Annotated in this window: 7 protein-coding genes; 6 read left to right on the top strand and 1 reads right to left on the bottom strand. The window is 44.2% G+C overall.

Going from position 1 to position 19539, the window contains the following annotated elements:
• Positions 1-206 precede the first annotated feature (206 nt).
• Together groES and groL are read left to right on the top strand one after the other, a co-directional pair.
• Positions 207-488: a co-chaperone GroES gene (gene groES, locus MKX42_RS28770; RefSeq protein WP_036723192.1), complete on the top strand. Its 282-nt coding sequence runs from the start codon at positions 207-209 to the stop codon at positions 486-488.
• A gap of 68 nt (positions 489-556) precedes the next feature.
• The gene (gene groL / locus MKX42_RS28765; protein WP_340756507.1) at positions 557-2191 is read left to right on the top strand and encodes a chaperonin GroEL; all 1635 of its coding nucleotides are present in this window, start codon (positions 557-559) and stop codon (positions 2189-2191) included.
• Positions 2192-2334: 143 nt separating this feature from the next.
• Here groL and MKX42_RS28760 read toward each other — a convergent pair whose 3' ends face one another.
• Positions 2335-3312: a tRNA dihydrouridine synthase gene (locus MKX42_RS28760; protein WP_340756505.1), complete on the bottom strand. Its 978-nt coding sequence runs from the start codon at positions 3310-3312 to the stop codon at positions 2335-2337.
• A 246-nt stretch (positions 3313-3558) separates the two neighbouring features.
• On the opposite strand from MKX42_RS28760, the gene MKX42_RS28755 reads away from it, so the two are divergent.
• From MKX42_RS28755 to MKX42_RS28740, 4 genes are read left to right on the top strand one after another with little or no spacing between them, the layout of a single operon-like run.
• On the top strand, positions 3559-5196 hold the full coding sequence (locus MKX42_RS28755; protein WP_340756504.1) for a clostripain-related cysteine peptidase: 1638 nt from the start codon (positions 3559-3561) through the stop codon (positions 5194-5196).
• 14 nt (positions 5197-5210) lie between these two features.
• Positions 5211-12029, top strand: a complete 6819-nt coding sequence (locus MKX42_RS28750) for a hypothetical protein (RefSeq protein WP_340756503.1) — start codon at positions 5211-5213, stop codon at positions 12027-12029.
• A gap of 3 nt (positions 12030-12032) precedes the next feature.
• Entirely contained in the window at positions 12033-17723 is a 5691-nt protein-coding gene (locus MKX42_RS28745) for a hypothetical protein (protein ID WP_340756499.1), read from the top strand.
• Positions 17720-19333 carry an S-layer homology domain-containing protein gene (locus MKX42_RS28740; RefSeq protein ID WP_340756497.1) on the top strand — a complete coding sequence of 538 codons (1614 nt, stop codon included), beginning with the start codon at positions 17720-17722 and terminating at the stop codon, positions 19331-19333. The genes MKX42_RS28745 and MKX42_RS28740 overlap by 4 nt, the downstream gene beginning before the upstream one ends.
• Positions 19334-19539 lie beyond the last annotated feature (206 nt).

The following is a 19539-nucleotide window of genomic DNA, read 5'->3' as shown; positions in this document are numbered from 1 at the left end:
TTTGTGTAAAAGGACTTGAAATCCGTCTTCAAGTTGAGTATCATAAAAATTGTTGTTAGCACTACAGAGGGTTGAGTGCTAACGCTGCTGAAAAACCGGGATTGGCCGGAGCAGCTTTCCATAAGGGATGCTGACGGCGCAGGTCCCCGCAGCTCAATCTATGTTTTTAAGGCAAATCACATAATTTCAAAGGAGGCTATTTTTACATGATTAAACCACTAGGTGAACGCGTATTGGTAGAACCAAGCGAGCAACAGGAAACCACTTCTTTCGGGATCGTGCTTCCGGACTCTTCCAAAGAGAAGCCGCAAGAAGGTACTATTATCGCTGTAGGCAGCGGAGCTTTGAAAGACGGAGTCCGTGTAGCGCTGGAAGTGAAAGAAGGCGACCGTGTGCTTTTCTCGAAATATGCCGGAACTGAAATCAAATACGAAGGCAAAGAATATCTGATTATGAAAGAAAGCGACATTCACGCTATTCTTGACTAGTCTTAAACGTCTCTCATAACTCAGATTCAGAATACATTCACAAATTACATTAGGAGGTTAACTATACAATGGCAAAAGAAATTAAGTTCAGTGAAGATGCTCGCCGTGCAATGCTGCGCGGGGTTGACGCTTTGGCAAATGCAGTAAAAGTTACACTGGGTCCAAAAGGCCGCAACGTGGTGCTGGAGAAGAAATTCGGCAGCCCGCTGATCACGAATGACGGTGTAACTATCGCCAAAGAAATCGAACTCGAAGATGCCTTCGAGAACATGGGCGCACAGCTCGTTAAAGAAGTAGCTACCAAGACTAATGATGTAGCCGGTGACGGTACTACAACTGCAACGGTTCTGGCTCAGGCTATGATCCGCGAAGGTCTGAAGAACGTAACTGCAGGCGCTAACCCGATGGTTATGCGTAAAGGGATCGACAAAGCAGTGAAGGCTGCTGTCGCTGAACTGCAGAATATCGCTAAGCCGATTGTGGATTCCCAAGCGATCGCACAAGTAGCTGCAATCTCCGCTGCTGACGAAGAAGTGGGCCAACTGATTGCTGAAGCTATGGAAAAAGTGGGCAAGGACGGCGTTATCACCGTTGAAGAATCCCGCGGATTCCTGACAGAGCTTGAAGTGGTTGAAGGTATGCAGTTCGACCGTGGTTACATTTCTCCGTACATGATCACGGATACGGACAAGATGGAAGCCGTTCTGGAGAACCCGTACATCCTGATCACAGACAAGAAAATCAGCAGCACTCAAGAAATTCTCCCACTCTTGGAGAAGATCGTTCAACAGGCACGTCCGCTGGTAATCATCGCTGAAGATATCGAAGGCGAAGCTCAGGCGATGCTGATCGTGAACAAGCTGCGCGGAACATTCAATGCTGTAGCGGTTAAGGCTCCTGGCTTCGGCGACCGCCGTGAAGCTATGCTGCAGGATATCGCTGCTCTGACAGGCGGCCAAGTGATCACTGAGAAGCTTGGACTGGATCTCAAGAGCACTTCTATCGAGCAACTGGGTAACGCCCGTCAAGTGCGCGTAACCAAAGAAAACACTACAATCGTAGACGGAAGCGGCGACAAAGCGGACATCAATGCACGCGTAAGCCAAATCCGTTCCCAGCTGGAAGAAACCACTTCCGAGTTCGACAAAGAAAAACTGCAGGAGCGTCTGGCTAAATTGGCTGGCGGCGTAGCCGTTGTCAAAGTCGGTGCTGCTACTGAAACTGAACTGAAAGAGCGCAAGCTCCGCATCGAAGATGCCCTGAACGCAACCCGCGCTGCGGTTGAAGAAGGTATCGTATCCGGTGGGGGTACAGCTCTTGTGAACGTATATGCTGCTGTAGCTGCTGTTGTAGCTGAAGGCGACGAAAGAACTGGCGTTAACCTGGTGCTGCGCGCACTGGAAGAGCCTGTTCGTACGATCGCTGCTAACGCAGGCCAGGAAGGTTCCGTTATCGTGGACCGCCTGAAAAAAGAAGCCATCGGCATCGGCTACAACGCTGCTACCGATGAGTGGGTAAACATGTTCGAAGCAGGGATCGTTGACCCTGCCAAGGTAACCCGTTACGCGCTGCAGAACGCAGCTTCCGTAGCTGCTATGTTCCTGACTACCGAAGCGGTTATCGCTGACAAGCCAGAACCACCTAGTGCTGGCGGCGGAATGCCGGATATGGGCGGCATGGGCGGTATGGGCGGCATGATGTAATAAGGGTGACAAACCCTTATGCATCAAGGGTTTCCTGAGAAGGAAACACCGTTTGACCACATGATGCAAAAATAAGAGGCTTCCTATGAGTTCATTGAACTTGTGGGAAGTCTCTTTTTCGCAGCTCAAATCTTTAATATTCTTCAATCTAATTCTTGATCTAAAAGAGGTTTTACTAAACGACGCACTTCGTCTGTTGAGGTGGTTTCCATTAATTGGTCTTTTAATTCGCCTGCGCCTCTAAATCCACGAACATAGATTTTGAAATAGCGAAGAAGGGGTCTAAATGAACGTGGCAGGGTTTCTGTTGAATATTTATCGTGAAGCTCCAACTGTAAAAGAAGTAAATTGAGAAAATCCTTCGCGCTATGTTCTTTAGGTTCTTTTTCAAAAGCAAATGGATTAGTGAAAATGCCACGGCCAATCATGACACCATCAACGCCGTATTGTTCTACTAATTGTAATCCTGTTGCGCGGTCCGGAATATCTCCATTAATGGTTAACAACGTATTTGGGGCAATTTCATCGCGCAATTTTTTTATTTCAGGAATTAGTTCCCAGTGTGCAGCTACTTTACTCTTCTCTTTTTTGGTACGAAGGTGAATGGAAAGATTCGCAATATCTTGTTTCAATATATGTCCTAACCAATCGCGCCACTCATCAATTTTAGAGTAACCTAATCTTGTTTTAACACTAACCGGCAATCCACCTGCTTTTGCTGCTTGAATAATTTCTGCTGCAACTTCAGGATGGCGTATTAATCCAGCCCCTTTTCCACTGGCTGCGGCGTTTTGTGCTGGGCATCCCATGTTAATATCGATACCACGAAAACCAAGTTTTTTCATATCAATACTCATCTGTTCAAAAAGTGCAGGTTTATTGCCCCAAATATGAGCGACAATCGGTTGCTCATCCGCTGTGAACATTAACCGGCCACCTACATTTTCTTTTCCAACAGGGTGACAATAATTTTCTGCACTTGTGAATTCTGTGAAAAATACGTCAGGTTTTGCAGCTTCACTAATGACGTGACGAAATACAATATCTGTGACGTCTTCCATTGGAGCTAATATAAAAAACGGTTTCGGTAAATCCAGCCAAAAGTTTGGTTCGTTACTCATATTATCTTCTCCTGTTGCAACATATAAAAAACGATATAACTATAGCAAAGTCTTCTACCCATCATACATAGTATCATTATTTTTCGTTTGATGCACAATGGTGTGAGCGACGGACACATTTGTGGTGTCTGCCAAAGTCGAGCGGCAAGCGCGAACTTAAAGATTTCTTTAACTTTCACACAGGGGTTAATCCGCCATGATAGAGTAATAGCTTGATAGGATTTCAAATTGAAAGGCCGGAACTTGATGGGAAAAATCCGAGGTTTTATCATTTTTTTAGTCTTTCTTTTTGCAACAACTCCATCAGCAGCAGCACAAAACTCCAGCTATGCAGAAGCGCTTAACCACTTGGGATTGTTCAGTGGAACGGAGAATGGATATGAGCTGTCGAGGGTGCCTACCCGGGCAGAATCCCTTGTAATGATGCTGCGGCTGTGGGGGAAGGAGAAAGAGGTCCTGAAAAGCACCTACAAAAGTCCATTTACTGATATAGGGTGGGAAAGCCGCTACGTGTCGTATGCCTATACCAAGGGTGTAGTTAATGGAATTGATGAGTTTCGTTTTGGCGGTAACCGGCCCATCTCTCTTAACCAATATTGTTCAATGGTATTAAGGGTGTTGGGATATTCAGAAACCAAGGGCGACTTCACCTATGGAACCGCGGTTTCTTTCGCCTCCATAGTTCTAGGAATAGACCTTACCAAAGAACGCGAATTCAATCGGGGAACTCTTGCGAAAATAAGCAGTTATGTTCTAAACACAAGACCCAAAAACCAACTTGCCACGCTAGGTCAAACCCTTAGTGCAACAGATGTCTTCACCACGCAAGCTTTAAACGAGGCAAGGGCACTTTGGGAGCAGGATGAAAATATGAATGGAGCGACGATTTTAATCTATGCAGTGGGTTCTGACCTTGAATCTCAGCAAGGCCGGCTAACCGATGACTTGGAAGAAATTTTGCAAGGTCAGCCAAATATAAATACCAAAATCCTGATGCAAACAGGCGGAACGCTGAAATATCACAACAAATATATGGTCGATGGAGCATCCGAACGCTTTGAAGTTAGCCATGGACAACTTAAAAAGCACGAAAGCCACATCCAAACCGCCGCATCAGACCCTAAAACACTAAGGGATTTTCTTGTATGGGGCAAAGCCGTTGCACCAAGTGAGCGTTATATCCTGATTCTATGGGACCATGGGTACGGAACAATGGGCGGATTTGGTGCAGACGAGCTAAACGAACGAAAAACGATGAAGGTCTCGGAGCTTTCCAAAGCAATCGATTCATCAGATATGTATTTCGACTTAATCGTCTTTGATGCATGTCTTATGGGCACCGTTGAAACTGCCTATGCTCTTAGAGATCAGGGCAAATATCTCATAGCTTCTGAAGATTCAACCCCCGCAGCAGGCTTGTACTATACCACATGGATAGGTGCGATAGAGCGAAACCCGCACATCAGCACTGAAAGAATAGGGCGGTTAATATTAGATTCCTTTACCCTTCATTCGGGGATTGAAGCTAAGATGCAAACAACCATGTCAATGATGAAGCTTTCTCAGGCAGATTCCTTGGTTAAGGCCATAGAAAAGGCGAAATTTGATCGCTCACTAACAGACCTTGCAAACCACTCAGAGCTGTTAGGCAAAAACGATGGGATATTTGATCAATATGATCTTATAGAGATCATGGGCCAATCATCAGAAATCACAGCTGCCGCCCAAGCACTTGCATTCGAAGTAAGAAATTCAGCAGGCTATAACCATCGGGGCGGTGTAGCTGTATATGTCCCTAACAAAAAAATGGAACTCACACATCAAATGAAACAAGAGCTACAAGCCCTTGGTCTTAGCTCAAAATACATAGAAACTATTTTCTAACGAGGAGGTATTTTATGAAGAAGATTATAAGTTTGATGCTGGTATTTTCGCTTCTCGCATCAGTAACGCCTGTTTATGCGAATGTAGCAACAGAGTACAATTATATGTTTGGTGTGAAAACAGGAGGAAACGATGACGGCGGAACAGGTGATGAGATTCACATGGGCGTGAGTACCTATGAATCTGGACTAACCTCTGATCATGCAGCAAATCTTGGCGGAGCTCCCGCTTGGTCTGATATAAAACATACCTTTAAAATGCAAGATATTCCACCATGGAGAATGAATGAATTCGTTTTTTGGCTGGTGGGCAGTAATGACTGGTACGGTGAATCTGTGGATTTGTATCTTCCCTATCTTGAGGGGAATACCAATCCAGAGAAGGTAATGACCATTCCAATACACTCATGGACAAAAGGCAAGGACAGACTGTATCATGACATTTCGGATGTAACCAAAAGAAAATTCACCGATATAGGTTACGTTGACGAGCTTGGAGGAGAGTTCTATCTGGATGCGAATTCGTCAGGCTCTGAACATGCAGAGTGGAACAAAAAAGTCAGAGATCAATATGGTTACTATGACATTATGCAATATGAGGATGCTCCTGTATTCAGCTATACTGTTTCGGACGACGCTGTAGGCAGGGATTGGTTAACATTCCAGGAACCAACCAAAACAAAAACGTTTCAGCTGGATATTGACCGCAAGAAGCTTCACGACCAAATGGTTGCACAGAACAAAGCAGAGATTTCGCTAACCTACAGGGTGGCGCTGCTTGCCCAGTCTACCAATGCTGAAAGCCTTGGGGGGACCTTTGCCCATACAAGCTCAGGAGATCCCGAAGTTAAAACCTATCTAACAACAAAGATAGGGCAAGCGGATTACTATTATAAAGATGTAACTTATACGTTCTATCGTAGTATATATAATCTCGGTAACCCCGATATCAATCAGACCGTTACCTACTCGCCGAGCCAGGACAACCGATATCTGAATCGTAAATTGACAGATGTTAACATCACAGTTGAAGCGGTTTCCATTCATAAAAAAGCCATGACGCAAGAAATTAAAACGGAGCTGATCACCAACTTCCAAGCCACGCCTTCGTTATATATTGGGAACAGTACGGAAACACCGCTTGCCGACCTTACCATGACCAAACTGCAGGGCAGTGACGGCAAACCAAACGGCAAACTTCAGTTTACCGGAAAAGTGCCGCTGGATGTTAGTGCAGTTGAAAGCGAGGGCATAAGGCTTCAGCTTGACAAAGTATCTACCTATCTAATGAAAAAGGGGAGCCCTCAGGCCTATTATTTAGAGAATCCAACTCCAGAATCACCGACATCACAAAGTTTTTATTTCTCAACTCACAAAGTGGACACAAAAACACCAACTGTAAGAGTGACCGATAAAAATGGAAATGACCTGGTGGGGGCAGATTCCATTCAAAACAACATCAAAAAGCTGCATGAATTTTATATGGTTGCCAGCGAAACACTCTATCCAGACGGAAATGTCGCCCACAGCGAGTCGAATCAAAACTATTTTAATTATGAGTTATACAAGAAAACCGGTGATTCCTATGAACCGGCCATGACCCGAATCACAAACTTTGACGGTACAGGAAACAAAGCAAGAGTTACCGCACCTATTAACACGCAGGTTATCAATGGAGTCAGCATAAAGCTAAGTCCAATCGACCCTACGGAAGGCGAATTCAAGCTTCGTCTGTATGGATGGGATAAAGCCGACAATCCGCTGGGCGGAGAGGCCGGATATGCAGAAATTGAAAATATCAAAATTGATAATCTGGCTCCGCGAGTGACCGTAACCGAAACGGTACATCCGCAAGATGCACAGCTTCGCAAAAGAAATGACTATAGCTTTGAAATGAACGACCTTGAGCAAAGCAATAACGGCTGGTCAAGAACTTATTATACCTTTATGAACGGGATTACGGCGCCGCCTGACACGCCAATCAATCAAATTAAAGCTGCCTCCGCAGAAATTGCTTCAACTCAAGGGCTGTGGGCATTCGTAGACTCAGAAGGTGATAGCACAACTGCCATTCTATCTATTCCAAAAGGGGACAACTTTGAGGGAACTCTCTATTATTTCACAGTAGACTCACTGGGGAACGATTCTAGAAACGAGCAAGCCTCAAGATACTATAAAAAACCTGTGAGTATTCTCAATGGAAATGTTACCGACACACTGATTACGGAGGATTCCAGTCTTCCAAAGCCGCATTTTGACATTAGCTTTGACGAAAGCAATTCAAACCTTGAAACGAGTTACCGGTGGATTTCTGATCCTGGCAATGACACAAGCTTTACGCAAAAATTTAGAGTATACGAATCAAGCGATGCTGTTGGTGCAGCTGAAAAAACTAATCTTAGCGGAACCAAAGTTTTGATGGACGGGAAATATATACTGGAATATCGTGTGAAAAATAAACAGTCTGGTAACACTGCCGAATTTTCACAAGTATACACGTATGACGCCTATTCCCCGGAGATTAAATATACCGCAATAAGTCAGCACGATCATTTCAAATCAACACATCAGTTTAACGTGAAAGTGACAGACCGCAGTGGAATTGCAAGTGCCTATTACTATTTATCTAAGCCAGACTCAGAGATCAGAATTGAAGAGTTGCCAAACTATCCGCTGACTCTGACAATGGACAGTGACAATATAGCCCAGGTTAATCAGACCTTGACCCTGACAGGACTTCCAACAGGTGCGTACAGCATTGTTGTTGTGGCACAAGATCCGCATGGCAGAGTAAGCAAAAAGGTTTCCCCATACTTTGGCATGAGGTCAGAAGCTGCGATCATTGACACATTGAACTTTACGGAGCCAAAGACTTTAAACGGAATGGGTACAACAACGGATGGAACCTATAGTGTCTATGCTGTTTTGAAGGAGCCACATGCATCATGGACTTCTGACAGCGCAACGAAATATCAAAAACCGGTATATTATGCAACAACGGACGGCATGCCAACAGATAACGGCGCTTTAGTTCCTGAGTTTACAGCGAGCAACAATTCCGGCGGGAATTATGCATTTACACTCGGCACACCGGTTCCGCTCCAAGAAGGTGTTAACACCATCTACTTCCAGTTTGGACTCATCAATGCTCCTGCTGACGACAAACCTGAATTTTTAACAGAAGCAAAGCCGCTCACCATTCTTTATGATAGCCAGGCACCAACCTTTGAATTGCCGGACTATAGCACCATTCAGCCAACAAACGCATCCGTGACAGCAACAATCATCGCAAGTGATGCTGGCACAGGGATTAGCAAACTGACAGTTGCACCAGAGGATGCAGACAAAATCACGGTTTCTCCATATACAGACGGTGCATTCACAGTAACGGTAAGCGAAAACATCACAACAAAACTGATCCTGTCTGATGAGCTTGGAAATCGTGTTCTTGTTCCTATTTCCGTATCTAACATTGACCGGGCAGCTCCATCTGCGCTTGCTTCAAGTAACATCTTGACCAAAGGAGCAAGAAAAGATGGTGTGATTACAGTTGATGTCTCAGACAAGAACGATACAACCGTTTCATTCGCGCTTATTCAAGACCCGGCAGACAACCATATTCTAACCGAAGCGGACTATGCGTTGTTTCAATCAAGCCCATCTGTGGAAATGCAGAGTAGTCCGGTAATCATTAATGGCGAAGGCAACAAACAGAGAACCTACACCATTGACTTGAAGGGGCTTAGTGGAAGCTATGCCATTGGGGTCAAAGCCGTCGACACAGCAGGAAATGTGACTGAAAAAGTGTTCTTTGACTCAAAACTGTACCTGGTTGACGCGGGGGCAGCCATTGTAAGTGTCAGCGCCAACCCTAGAACCACAAAAACCACCGCAACGGTTAGCGTTTATTTTAACGTTCCAGTCACCGTGATGCCTAACGCACCTGTAGAGGGTGATGTTGTGGGGGAAATGGCAAGGTCGAACCTTCTGTATACAGGACTTTTAACAACATCCGCTAACTATGTAATGGACTATGAGGTTGTTATACAAAACAATAATACAATCAGCCTCTATATTCAGGACGAGGTTGGAAGGGATAGCGTTCTAGAATTCACACCTGATGTTAATTTCGTTACAGGATTTGACATTTCCGGTCATGTAGAGAAAAATGGTCAAACGCTCCAAAACGGCGGGTTCATATCCTATAACCAGGGCGATAAGCTTTACTATGTTGTCGTTCCGGAACCAAAGTATTCCGGACAATATTTCTTTGTTGAAAATGCAGTGTTATCCGGATTAGAACTGAGTACAGAGCTAAGTGTTCCTGACCCTTCATTTACAGAGGAAGAAGGAAGAACAGCTTATTCAAAGCTGGTATTTGAAGCGCTAAGAGACGGCAAAACAACAAAATCAGCTTATTTCGAGTCATACACGGCAGAAGGTATGGAAGCTGACCGGATGGAAGATGAATATGTTGCCATTACAGTGGTTGACGAAACTGCACCAGCTGCAAAGGTGGACTACTCGATGACGGAGTCAACCAACCAGAGTGTTACCGCAACACTTTCTGTATATGACCCGGAAAGCGGGATTTTGAAACTTGAGCGTTCGTATGACGGCATAAGCTTTAGCCCCATTGAATCGGTTGTTTCGCATACCGAAACCTTCGAGCAGAATGCAACGGTATATTTCAAAGTGACAAACAAAGCCGGAATAGAAACGATCGTGCCAGTCACCGTGTCAAACATTGATAAAACGCCAATCACGCAAGACACACACTACAAGGTTGAATACAGCTATGAGAACTATCTTGGGAACTGGGTTCCAATCAAAGAAGGAAAAGCCTATAGAAGGGTTATGGCAACGCTCAAGTTTATCGGAGGCGGCAAAACTCTTTCGATGACAAACAACAACGCAGCCTTCTCAAGGACTCTAACTGAGGATAATAATACCTTCACATTTGAGTTTAGGGATCAATCGGGCAACACAGGTTCTCATACGGTTAGCTATAACCAGTTTGATAATACCATTGGCCGAACATCCTATGTGTTATCCAATACGGCCAAGACGAACCAAAATATCTTTGCAACGATCACTTTAACGGATGATTCAGGTGAAATTGCATTCGCAGAGGTGAAGAAAGGCGATGTGGTTTATCCCTTCAAAGGGGAGCCGCTTGAGAATGAATATGTCGTTGAACTGGACAGCTCAGGAATTTACAATGTGACAGCCTATGACTACGCTGGAAACCGTTGGATGACTCCGATCACCGTCTCAAACATTAACAAAATAGTGCCAACTGCAATTGCAAAAACGTACAGCACGCCACCAACCACCATTACTGCACAAAGCGTGAATGTGGAGTTGACCCAGTTCAGCAAGGATATCAAAACGATTACAGTCACCGGTGTAGAACCTACCGGAAGCCTAACTGCCAACGATATCGTACATATCCCCGGCACAAAAGCTGTTCGGTTTAGAAAAAATGGTACAGTGTCCATGTTCTTTGTTGACGACTATGGCAACGAAGGACAGGAAGTGATTACCATATCGAATATTGTGTCCACACCGCCGCAAATCAAAGCCACTGCCACATTAGCTGAAGATAAGCTGAGCGTGAATGTAACCTTTGACCAAATCCGTGACAGTGACGGCGTTCCGCTGGACATTCTTAGAAAACTAACAGAGCTTACCGTTTCTTATCGTGGATATGAACATGCACTTCTGACTGAAGTGAAGGACGAGTCCGGCGATGCCCTGTCCTATAAAGAGGCAGTAATCAACGTTAAAACTAACGGGGAGCACGTTTTTCAAGTTAGGGACCAAACAGGTATCACGCAAAAAATTCTTGTAACGGTTGAAGGAATTGAAGTGGGCGGCCCAAGGGTTAAAGAAGTTCGCTGGACATACAAATATCTCGAAAAGAACCAAAGTGGTGAGTGGGTGGAAAAGGCTCATCAAAACAAGATTGTTGTTGGTGTTGACACCTCTGGAAAAGAAGAAGGATATGTTGTGGGAATCGACAAGAACCCGGCAACAAACCAGAATGTGAATGTCACGGTAATCACGGATAAAGATGCTAAACTCGTGGGCGGAAACGATCCTTGGGAACAAGAGAAGTCAATGAACTATAGAGAAAATGGACTTTACAATTTTAACCTTGAAGGAAGAACAGGGACCTATACCTCGTATGGTGTTGACATTGGACTAATCGATAAAACACCCCCAGAGCTAAAACTTAAAAATGGGGAAGAGCTAATCTTCATCGAAGGCATGACGCCTAAAAAAGATGCCTCCATTGCCTATGACAAGTCTAAGCTTCTAGACTTCGAAGCATGGGATATGGTTGCGGGTAAAAAGGTCGACCTGACAAACCGGGTCACCATAAGCTATGGAACTGGCGGGCGGGTGTTTAACCCTGACAACATCTTAGCAAATGAATTTGTTCGCTCGAACCCGTACTATATCGACTATACGGTAAGAGATGATGCAGGGAATCAGACCACTATTCGCCGAACCGTTCGCCTGGTAGGTCTGTATGACACCATAGCCCTTGTGAACGGCGTAATGCCAGACAGTTCCAATGCTGCGTCGGTTCTTGGCAACAAAGTTGAAATCTCATTGAAAAACTTTTCCGGGATCTCGTATGCACGTTATGAAAAAGGTGTCTTAACACAAGGTCAGATGAAGACAAAAGGAACGGTCCTTCGGGAGAAAAGCGGAGTGTATACCCTCGATAATGTTACGAGCGGCTGGTACACCGTATATATCCAAACGGATAAACGCGACTATTTCAACATTCATGTATATGTCTCAAATCAAGGAGGGAAATAGGCAATGACGTTCTATAGAACAATGAAACGCAGCATCGCTGCAGCTATTATTCTATCCATGCTTTTCACTTTTGCCAGTTTCCCTGTTCATGCTGACGCTAGCAATGCGGATTATTCCATTGCGAACGAATTTATGAAATATTCAATCAATTCAAAAACGGGTGGTTTCTCCATTGAAACCATTGACGGTCATCCGCAAAAAGCGTTTGACAACAACCTTCCGCTTCTTTATAAGGAAGATGCGGCAAGGAGCAATGGAACATCCTTCACAACCGTTCGTATCGACGGAAAGGATTTTATTTTCGGCCAGGAATATGGCTGGTTTGGGATCGATACCAAGCTTCATGAACCTGTCGTTTCAGAGCAAAACAGACTTTTAACCATTGCATGGGACATTAAGGGCTATACCATCACACAAAAGGTGTCCATTTCGGTAGACCCAAACAACTCAAGGACTGGCAACATTGGTATTTCATATGATGTGAAAAATAACAATGCCACAGCCGGAACGGTGGGGATCCGGCTTCTTTTAGACAACGCGCTTAGTTCAGAAATTGACGCACCTTATGTGTTGGTTGACCCGTCGCAACCGACAATCGTTGAAACCGAATATAGCGGTGACAGCCTTCCGCAGCAAATTAGATATGTTGATTCTCTTTCAGCTTCGAACAAGACGGCTTATGCCCTCTTGTCCGGCTGGAGCGGCAACAAGGATGTGAACGTTGATAAGGTGATTGTCGGGCACTGGATTAATCTTGCAAACACCAGATACGAGTATACACCAAACCCTAGTGTTGACTTTACTAATTACTCCAACCAATACTTAGTTCCTGACACTGCAACGGCTTATTATTGGAATGAAAAAACCATTGAGCCGGGTCAAGTCAGAATTTCTGAAATGCTCTATGGTATCGGTAGCTTTGCTGAACAAACCAAAAAGGAGCATGTATCCATAGGGATCCACACTGAACAAGTATTACTTACTAACGACAAAAAAGCTTATGAAAACAATGGTGTTTTTAAAGCAAATGTAGTCATTGACAATAGTGTCTCAGGAGCAAAAGAACTTATAGAACCCATTGTGAAGCTTAGCCTCGAAGAGGGACTTGTGTTTGCAGCCACGAATACACGAGAATACACGGTGAAGATTTCGGGCGGTCTTAACATTGGAACGGTGTTTACTATTCCGGATGTTGACATTATTGCAGAGACACAGTCTATGATCACATCAAAACGTCTGATCGTTTCGTTAAACGCCACAGAAATTATTGATGCTAGCACAAATAAAGTGGTTGACTATAGTGCAAACACAAACATTTTGATTCCTGCAGTTAAAGGAAAGCTCCCGGAAGTTTCAATGAAGCATGTTTTCCCGGCGGCAGTTTATTATGAAGGTGACAAAAACCTTACCGTTTCTGGCGATATGAAGGTTCTGATGGAGGCCCTTGCGGGGAGTGACGGATGGAGTCTGTACCTTGTTTCATCATCCAGCGGTGAGGCTGTTCTGATTGACAAAAGAAAAATAAGTTTTGTTGAGGAAGGTCAAACGCTTGCCTTCTCAACGAATCAGACGTTGGCGGTTGGAAAGTATGACATTGAATTTAGATTTACGAATCAACAGCTGATCGATGCCTTCGGTACCAAAATCCAAGCCACAACTAAAGTGGACGTCACCAATAAAATAGCGGATAAAAGTGCAAGCTACGGTATTGTTTCGCTAGTCCGGTTCACAGACGCTGCAAACAACAGACAGTTATATGATTATATTAGTTTTACAAACGAAGATGTAATGAAGAAATTTATATCCGGCGGCGTGAAAAAAGATGGCATTCTTCACAAAGAAATAGCATTTGAAGAAAATAAAACAGAAATCCTGTTGACCCTTCGCGGAAAAATCAGGCTTATGGATACGGGTAAAGAAAAATATTACTCTGCCAGCAGAGCCGATGGCGATATTACCATCAACAGCATCCTGACCTATGACAGCAACGAAGCTCTTAAGATGACCGTTGACAAAAAGGGTGCAAAGCTGGAAGGCGATGGTACCGTCAAAGTGATCAACTCGATTAATATTTGGCATAATAAGTGGCATTTTGAAGCAGGCAATGGAACTAAATATACCCTGGATCGGGAGGCTGTTGCCGAGAAGACTGCTCAAGCATTTGAACTTCAGCTCGGAGATGCCGGTTCTATGATGCAAAATATTGCCGGTTTTTTGATCAATATTAAATATGGTGTGATGACCCGGGACGATGATGATTTCGGAATTAGCTTCGGCGGAAGAATTTCGATGCCGTTAAAAGCTGCTGATCCATCGAAGGGTGAGGAGCATTATGATTATAAAGGCTCGCTAACAGCTAACGTTCAAGATGTTCTCTATGGAAGTAAAGACAGCAAAATTGGTTTTGTTGGCATTAACACAACACTGTCTGTAGCCCTGCCCAAAGATATATTAGGCCCGTTAGTAGGAAACGAAGCCGGTGTTAAGGCGGATATAACCATTAATACCATTGATGATATTTATAGCATTGATGCCGGTGTTTCCGTTACCATGCTGGAAGTTGAAGGGTCACTGGCACTGAAGAAGGTTCCTATTAACGAAGTTCCCAAGATGATGCTGGACAAGCTCACCTTCTTTTTAGCGCCAACTACAATGAAGGTTCCTGTGGTTGCACCTTATGTATTTATCACAGGCCTTGGCGGAGGAATTTCGAACCTTGCAGACACCGTTGCCGGAGACCCGGCAGGCGAGCTTCCACCCCTCACCATCCATCTTCAAACAAGGCTTTTAATTAATGCCATTATTGTAGGTGACTTCAAGCTGGATGCGAAACTATCCGGTCTTGCCATAGAAGGCAGCGGCCACTTGGAGAAGGACGAAGAGGCACGGCTGCTTAATATTCAAGCGGGAATGAATGTTCAATGGATCTCGCCGTTTCAGCTCAATGCCTTCGGCAGCATCAGTATTCATGCCGGAGCCATTCGTGGCGGGATAACGATTAAAATTACGGAAGATTATTTTTATGGTTATGTTTATGCAGGGCTATTCATTCCAGACTCCATCCCGCTGCTTGGGGGCAAGGAGATCGCAGGAGTTGAGGCAGCCGTCTCATCTGACTTTGTGGGTGCAAACTTTAAGGTCATTGGGGTGAAGCTTGGCTTTATCTATTATTGGAACGGTGACCTAAGCTTTGGCGGTTCCATCGACCTCTCTTCAAGAGGAGATGCCGTTCACTATGTTCACTCGGAAGCGCTGGACGAGAGCGGCAACCTTGTGCCAACCACCATGATCTATGGAACGAATATGAGAAGACTGAGTACGGAGGCCATCGCTAAGACAAGGGCCGGGAATGGGGTTACAAAAGAGATTAACCCGGCAACAAAGGATGCACTTCTCTTTGAAATTCCACTTCGTGGTTTAATCAAGCCTTCTGCATCAGAAATTAATATTACCAATCCAAATGGAAAAAGATTGACCATGGTTGAAGACGATAATAAGGGCAACGGAAACTATCTTGTTCAATCTTTAGATGGCACTAATTATTTGTACATTTCAGTCACTGATCCCTCTCTGATTGTTGGGGGGAACTGGTCCATTTCAGTTTCAACACCTGACGTTTATATAGACAACTTTGCAGTAAACAGTGTTGACTATATGCCAGAGCTTACAGGAGTTAGTGCTTCTACTAGCACAAATACAAGCCGTGAACTTAACGTTTCTTGGACAACGGACAAGCAAGGCAAATATTCGGGTGCACTTAATGTCTATGTCACGAAAGACCCGTCAATCATGAAAACCATCGAATCCTCTAACATTCAAGATACTTCATCCTTAATTAGTATCGGCAACCTGGAGTTAGATGAAATTGAATCAGGTTCTCATGTGTTCACGCTTCCTGAGTCCTTCCCTGAAGGGAAATATCATGTGGTTGCAATGCTTGTTAACCATCAAGGCGGAATGAGCAAGAAAATCACTGCTTCAACATTCACTTTCACAAATCCATTGCTCCCTCGAAACCCGAAATCCGTTTCTGCGGTCTACAGCGGTGACGGCTATGTGAAGGTAAATATAACGGGAAGCGACGAAACTGCAACACATTATCTCGTGGCGATCCAAGACGAGGATGGGGTTGAGGTCGAGAATTCCTTTGGTCAATTTAAAGTTGACAGTGACATCATTCTAAAACCATTGGAAAGCCAAACCAACCGGCCTCTATTAGAGGAAGGCAAGACTTATTTTGTTAAAGTTCAGGCTGCTAGAATTGTGGAGTCTGCCCTGAAACAGGCGGAATATTATCGTTCAACCGAAGTTGCATCATCGCCAAGCTTTGTTATGCCTTCAACGGCTAAACCTCAGCTTGTAAGCGTTGAGACAAACATTGACAGATCCAAAGACCGGTATTACTTAAACACTGACCAAGTAAAGGTAACGTACACCTTCGACAGACCTGTTAAAATGACATTCAACCTTAATACCGAAGATAAAAACACGCCTCAAGAGTATAAGAAGGTCTGGTCATTTGAAGAAAGTGTTGAAGACGGCCAGCAATTGATTGACTTTGTAGCGGTAGCTGAAAACCGTGACACCCTCCAAGGCAGCAGGTCATCAGGGGCTATTGGATTTACTGTTGATACAAAAGCACCTGCGTTACTCCTTGATGAAGATGTTCAAACCAGCCTTGACGGGGAAAACGTTGATAACACCGTCAGCAATCAAGTTGTTTTTGTTGGCGCAGACTCAAGCTACAGCTTCCGTGGTCTAACAGATCCATCCGCAACATTAACGTTAGACGGCACTTCAGACGGAATTGTTATCAGTCCGGACGGAACCTTCGTTGTTAATCGTAAGGCTTCGACTGAGGACCCGAACCAAACCCTGATGCTTAAAGCGGTTGATGATGCCGGTAACGAAACGGCTGTTCCAGTGTATCTTGTGAATCGTGTTTTGTCAGAGTATGAAAGCATTAAACTAATCTCTGACCTGGAAGGCTCCGAGGATCAGCCTGATTCGATCGAGCTTGGCATAGGCGGGACAACGGCGCTGTCTGTGAAAGCTCTCCGCACAGTTAACGGCACCGTTCTAAAAGCAGAAGACGTTGTGTGGGACGTTCTTTATAATCAGAACATCATCAGACTCTCGCAAGATGGGACCATTGAAGCATTAGCTCCAGGCGAAACGGCCATCAAGGTTAGTTATAGACTGTCTGCCTTTGAAGGCCAGGACGGGAAGACGGTCTATAAAGAACTGTCAGACGTTATCAAAATCAAAGTAAAAGATTATGGTTACCGTTATGAAGTTCGTCAGACACAAGGGTTCTCGTTGTACACCATATACACTGAAATGAACATGGGCAAGGCAACGGTTGTGATTGGAGGCAACAAACAAACTCTGTTATATGACAATCTTAAGAAAGCATATATTGGTGCTTCAAAGGAGCTTGTCACAGGCGAGCAATTAACAGCCAAGCTTGGTTTTGAACCAACGGTGAAATCTCCTGTTCTTCTGCGTGGAGACACCGATGGCAGTGGTGCTATTGATAAAGTCGACGTTATGGCAACATTGAATGCTATTTTAGACAATGTTTACAACGGGTTTAGTTCTGTAGAAAATTGGATGAGAGCTGATACAAACGGTGACGGCATTGTTGATATTGTAGATGCGCAGCTCACACTAATGGAGGCACTTAAAAGATGATCAAATACTTAAAAATCATTTTGTGCATCATGCTTCTAGGGGCTGCCCTACCCTCATATGCCTATGGCGCAAATGATGCTGCAGACCTTAGTTATCGTGTGGACATCACAGTAACGGACAGCTCAGGTTCCTTAAAATCATCATTTGAAGTTGGAGAAAAAATATTTGTTAAACTAAGTCTTTCCTATACGGGTGCCGGAAGGGCACCTGTATATGGCTTTCAAGGAAAGCTGCAGTTTGATTCTTATGTACTGGAAAATACCGGTGTGAATGTGGAAAAGGACATTTCAATGAAATATTCCGATGGTGCCATCAACTATGTCTATCTGGATATGACTTCCAAGGGGAAAGACGATTCCATACTGAAAAATATCGGAACGGCTGTATTTCAAGCTAAAAACAGCGGCACATTCAGCATCTCTTCAAGCAGCTTCATTCTAACGAACAAAGATGCGACACACCGGTATATTGAACCGGTTGAAGATGTGAAAATCATTGTGGGCGATGGAGTAAAGGACGCCTCAAAATCTCTATTATATGAAAACATTGTTGCTGCAAAAGCTTTACTGGCTTCAGTGACTATTGCGGATAATCCCAAAACTATCTATTATCCGGATCATTGGTATCCAACAAAATCCGCACAAAAATTGAGAGATGTGATTGCTGAGGCTGAGGCTGTTTTTAATAACAAGGATGCGCTGGCTGCGGAAATCTCTGAAGCCATCGAAAAGCTTAGCATTGGCGTTTCCGATTTCGAGAACTCCAAAATTGCCGGTCCGAAACGTTGGGCTGCCCAGGCTGGCGACAGCACAGCCGATAAGGCCGCAGTGGATCTTTACTATTCCGTTAAAGCTTCTGTTAAAGGCGGAAATGGCAAAATTGCCGAGGGCTTTGAAGCTCAAAACATTCGCGCAACAACCTCTGCCACCATCAGAATGATTCCGGATGAAGGGTTTGAAACCGAATATATCTTTGTCAACGGTGAGAAATTTATAGGCCATGACATTTACACCATTCCAGAGGTTAGCCGGGACACCCTTGTGGTTGTTACCTTTGCGAAAAAAACTCCTTTTACAGATATAGCACATGACGACTGGTTCTATTCTTCTGTAAGATATGTTTACAACAAGGGCCTATTCACGGGAACTTCTGAGACGAAATTCTCACCCTCCGGGAAAATGAGCCGTGCCATGCTGGCCACTGTAATCTATCGCATGGAGAATAAACCGGATGTTACATTTGCAAATGTATTCTCTGATGTTCAAAGTGGCCGTTGGTATTCAGATCCGGTGATTTGGGCCAATCAAAGCAAAATTGTTAACGGGTATGATAAGGGTAAATTTGCTCCTAATGATGCCATCACCCGTGAGCAAATTGCTGTTATGCTGCATAGATACGCAAAGGTTAAAGGTGTTGACCTTCAAGCTAAAACTTCAAGCCTGAGCTTCAAAGATGCAAATCAAATTTCAGGCTATGCCAAAGAGTCCATTACTTGGGCTGTGTCTAAGGGCATTATGAAGGGCAACACGGATTTGACTATAAATCCTTCTGGTCTTGCAACCAGAGCAGAGGTTGCCACTATGCTCGAAAGATTTAGTGAGTTGAACTGAATTTCAAATAAATACAAACCGCCCCGAAATATTTATCTCATTAAATAAAAAACCGCGAAGCCTTGCTGCTTCGCGGTTTTTCTGTGTTTGCTCTCCAAAGCTTTCATTATTCTTTTATTCCCTTCCTGTAGACTCGAATATACAAGATATGATTTTGTCTATGAGAAAAATCTCATAGATTGTCGAAAAACAAGAATGCTGTGATG

Source organism: Paenibacillus sp. FSL R7-0204 (genome assembly GCF_038002225.1).
GTDB lineage: Bacteria > Bacillota > Bacilli > Paenibacillales > Paenibacillaceae > Paenibacillus_AQ.
Note: the sequence above shows the minus strand (reverse complement) of the source record. Positions and strands in the feature narration are given on the sequence as shown.

Bases quoted from the DNA above. Each gene is read 5' to 3' on its own strand.
- groES (WP_036723192.1), top strand. From the start codon at position 207: ATGATTAAACCACTAGGTGAACGCGTATTGGTAGAACCAAGCGAGCAA.
- MKX42_RS28740 (WP_340756497.1), top strand. From the start codon at position 17,720: ATGATCAAATACTTAAAAATCATTTTGTGCATCATGCTTCTAGGGGCT.
- MKX42_RS28760 (WP_340756505.1), bottom strand. From the start codon at position 3,312: ATGAGTAACGAACCAAACTTTTGGCTGGATTTACCGAAACCGTTTTTT.
- MKX42_RS28750 (WP_340756503.1), top strand. From the start codon at position 5,211: ATGAAGAAGATTATAAGTTTGATGCTGGTATTTTCGCTTCTCGCATCA.
- MKX42_RS28745 (WP_340756499.1), top strand. From the start codon at position 12,033: ATGACGTTCTATAGAACAATGAAACGCAGCATCGCTGCAGCTATTATT.
- MKX42_RS28755 (WP_340756504.1), top strand. From the start codon at position 3,559: ATGGGAAAAATCCGAGGTTTTATCATTTTTTTAGTCTTTCTTTTTGCA.
- groL (WP_340756507.1), top strand. From the start codon at position 557: ATGGCAAAAGAAATTAAGTTCAGTGAAGATGCTCGCCGTGCAATGCTG.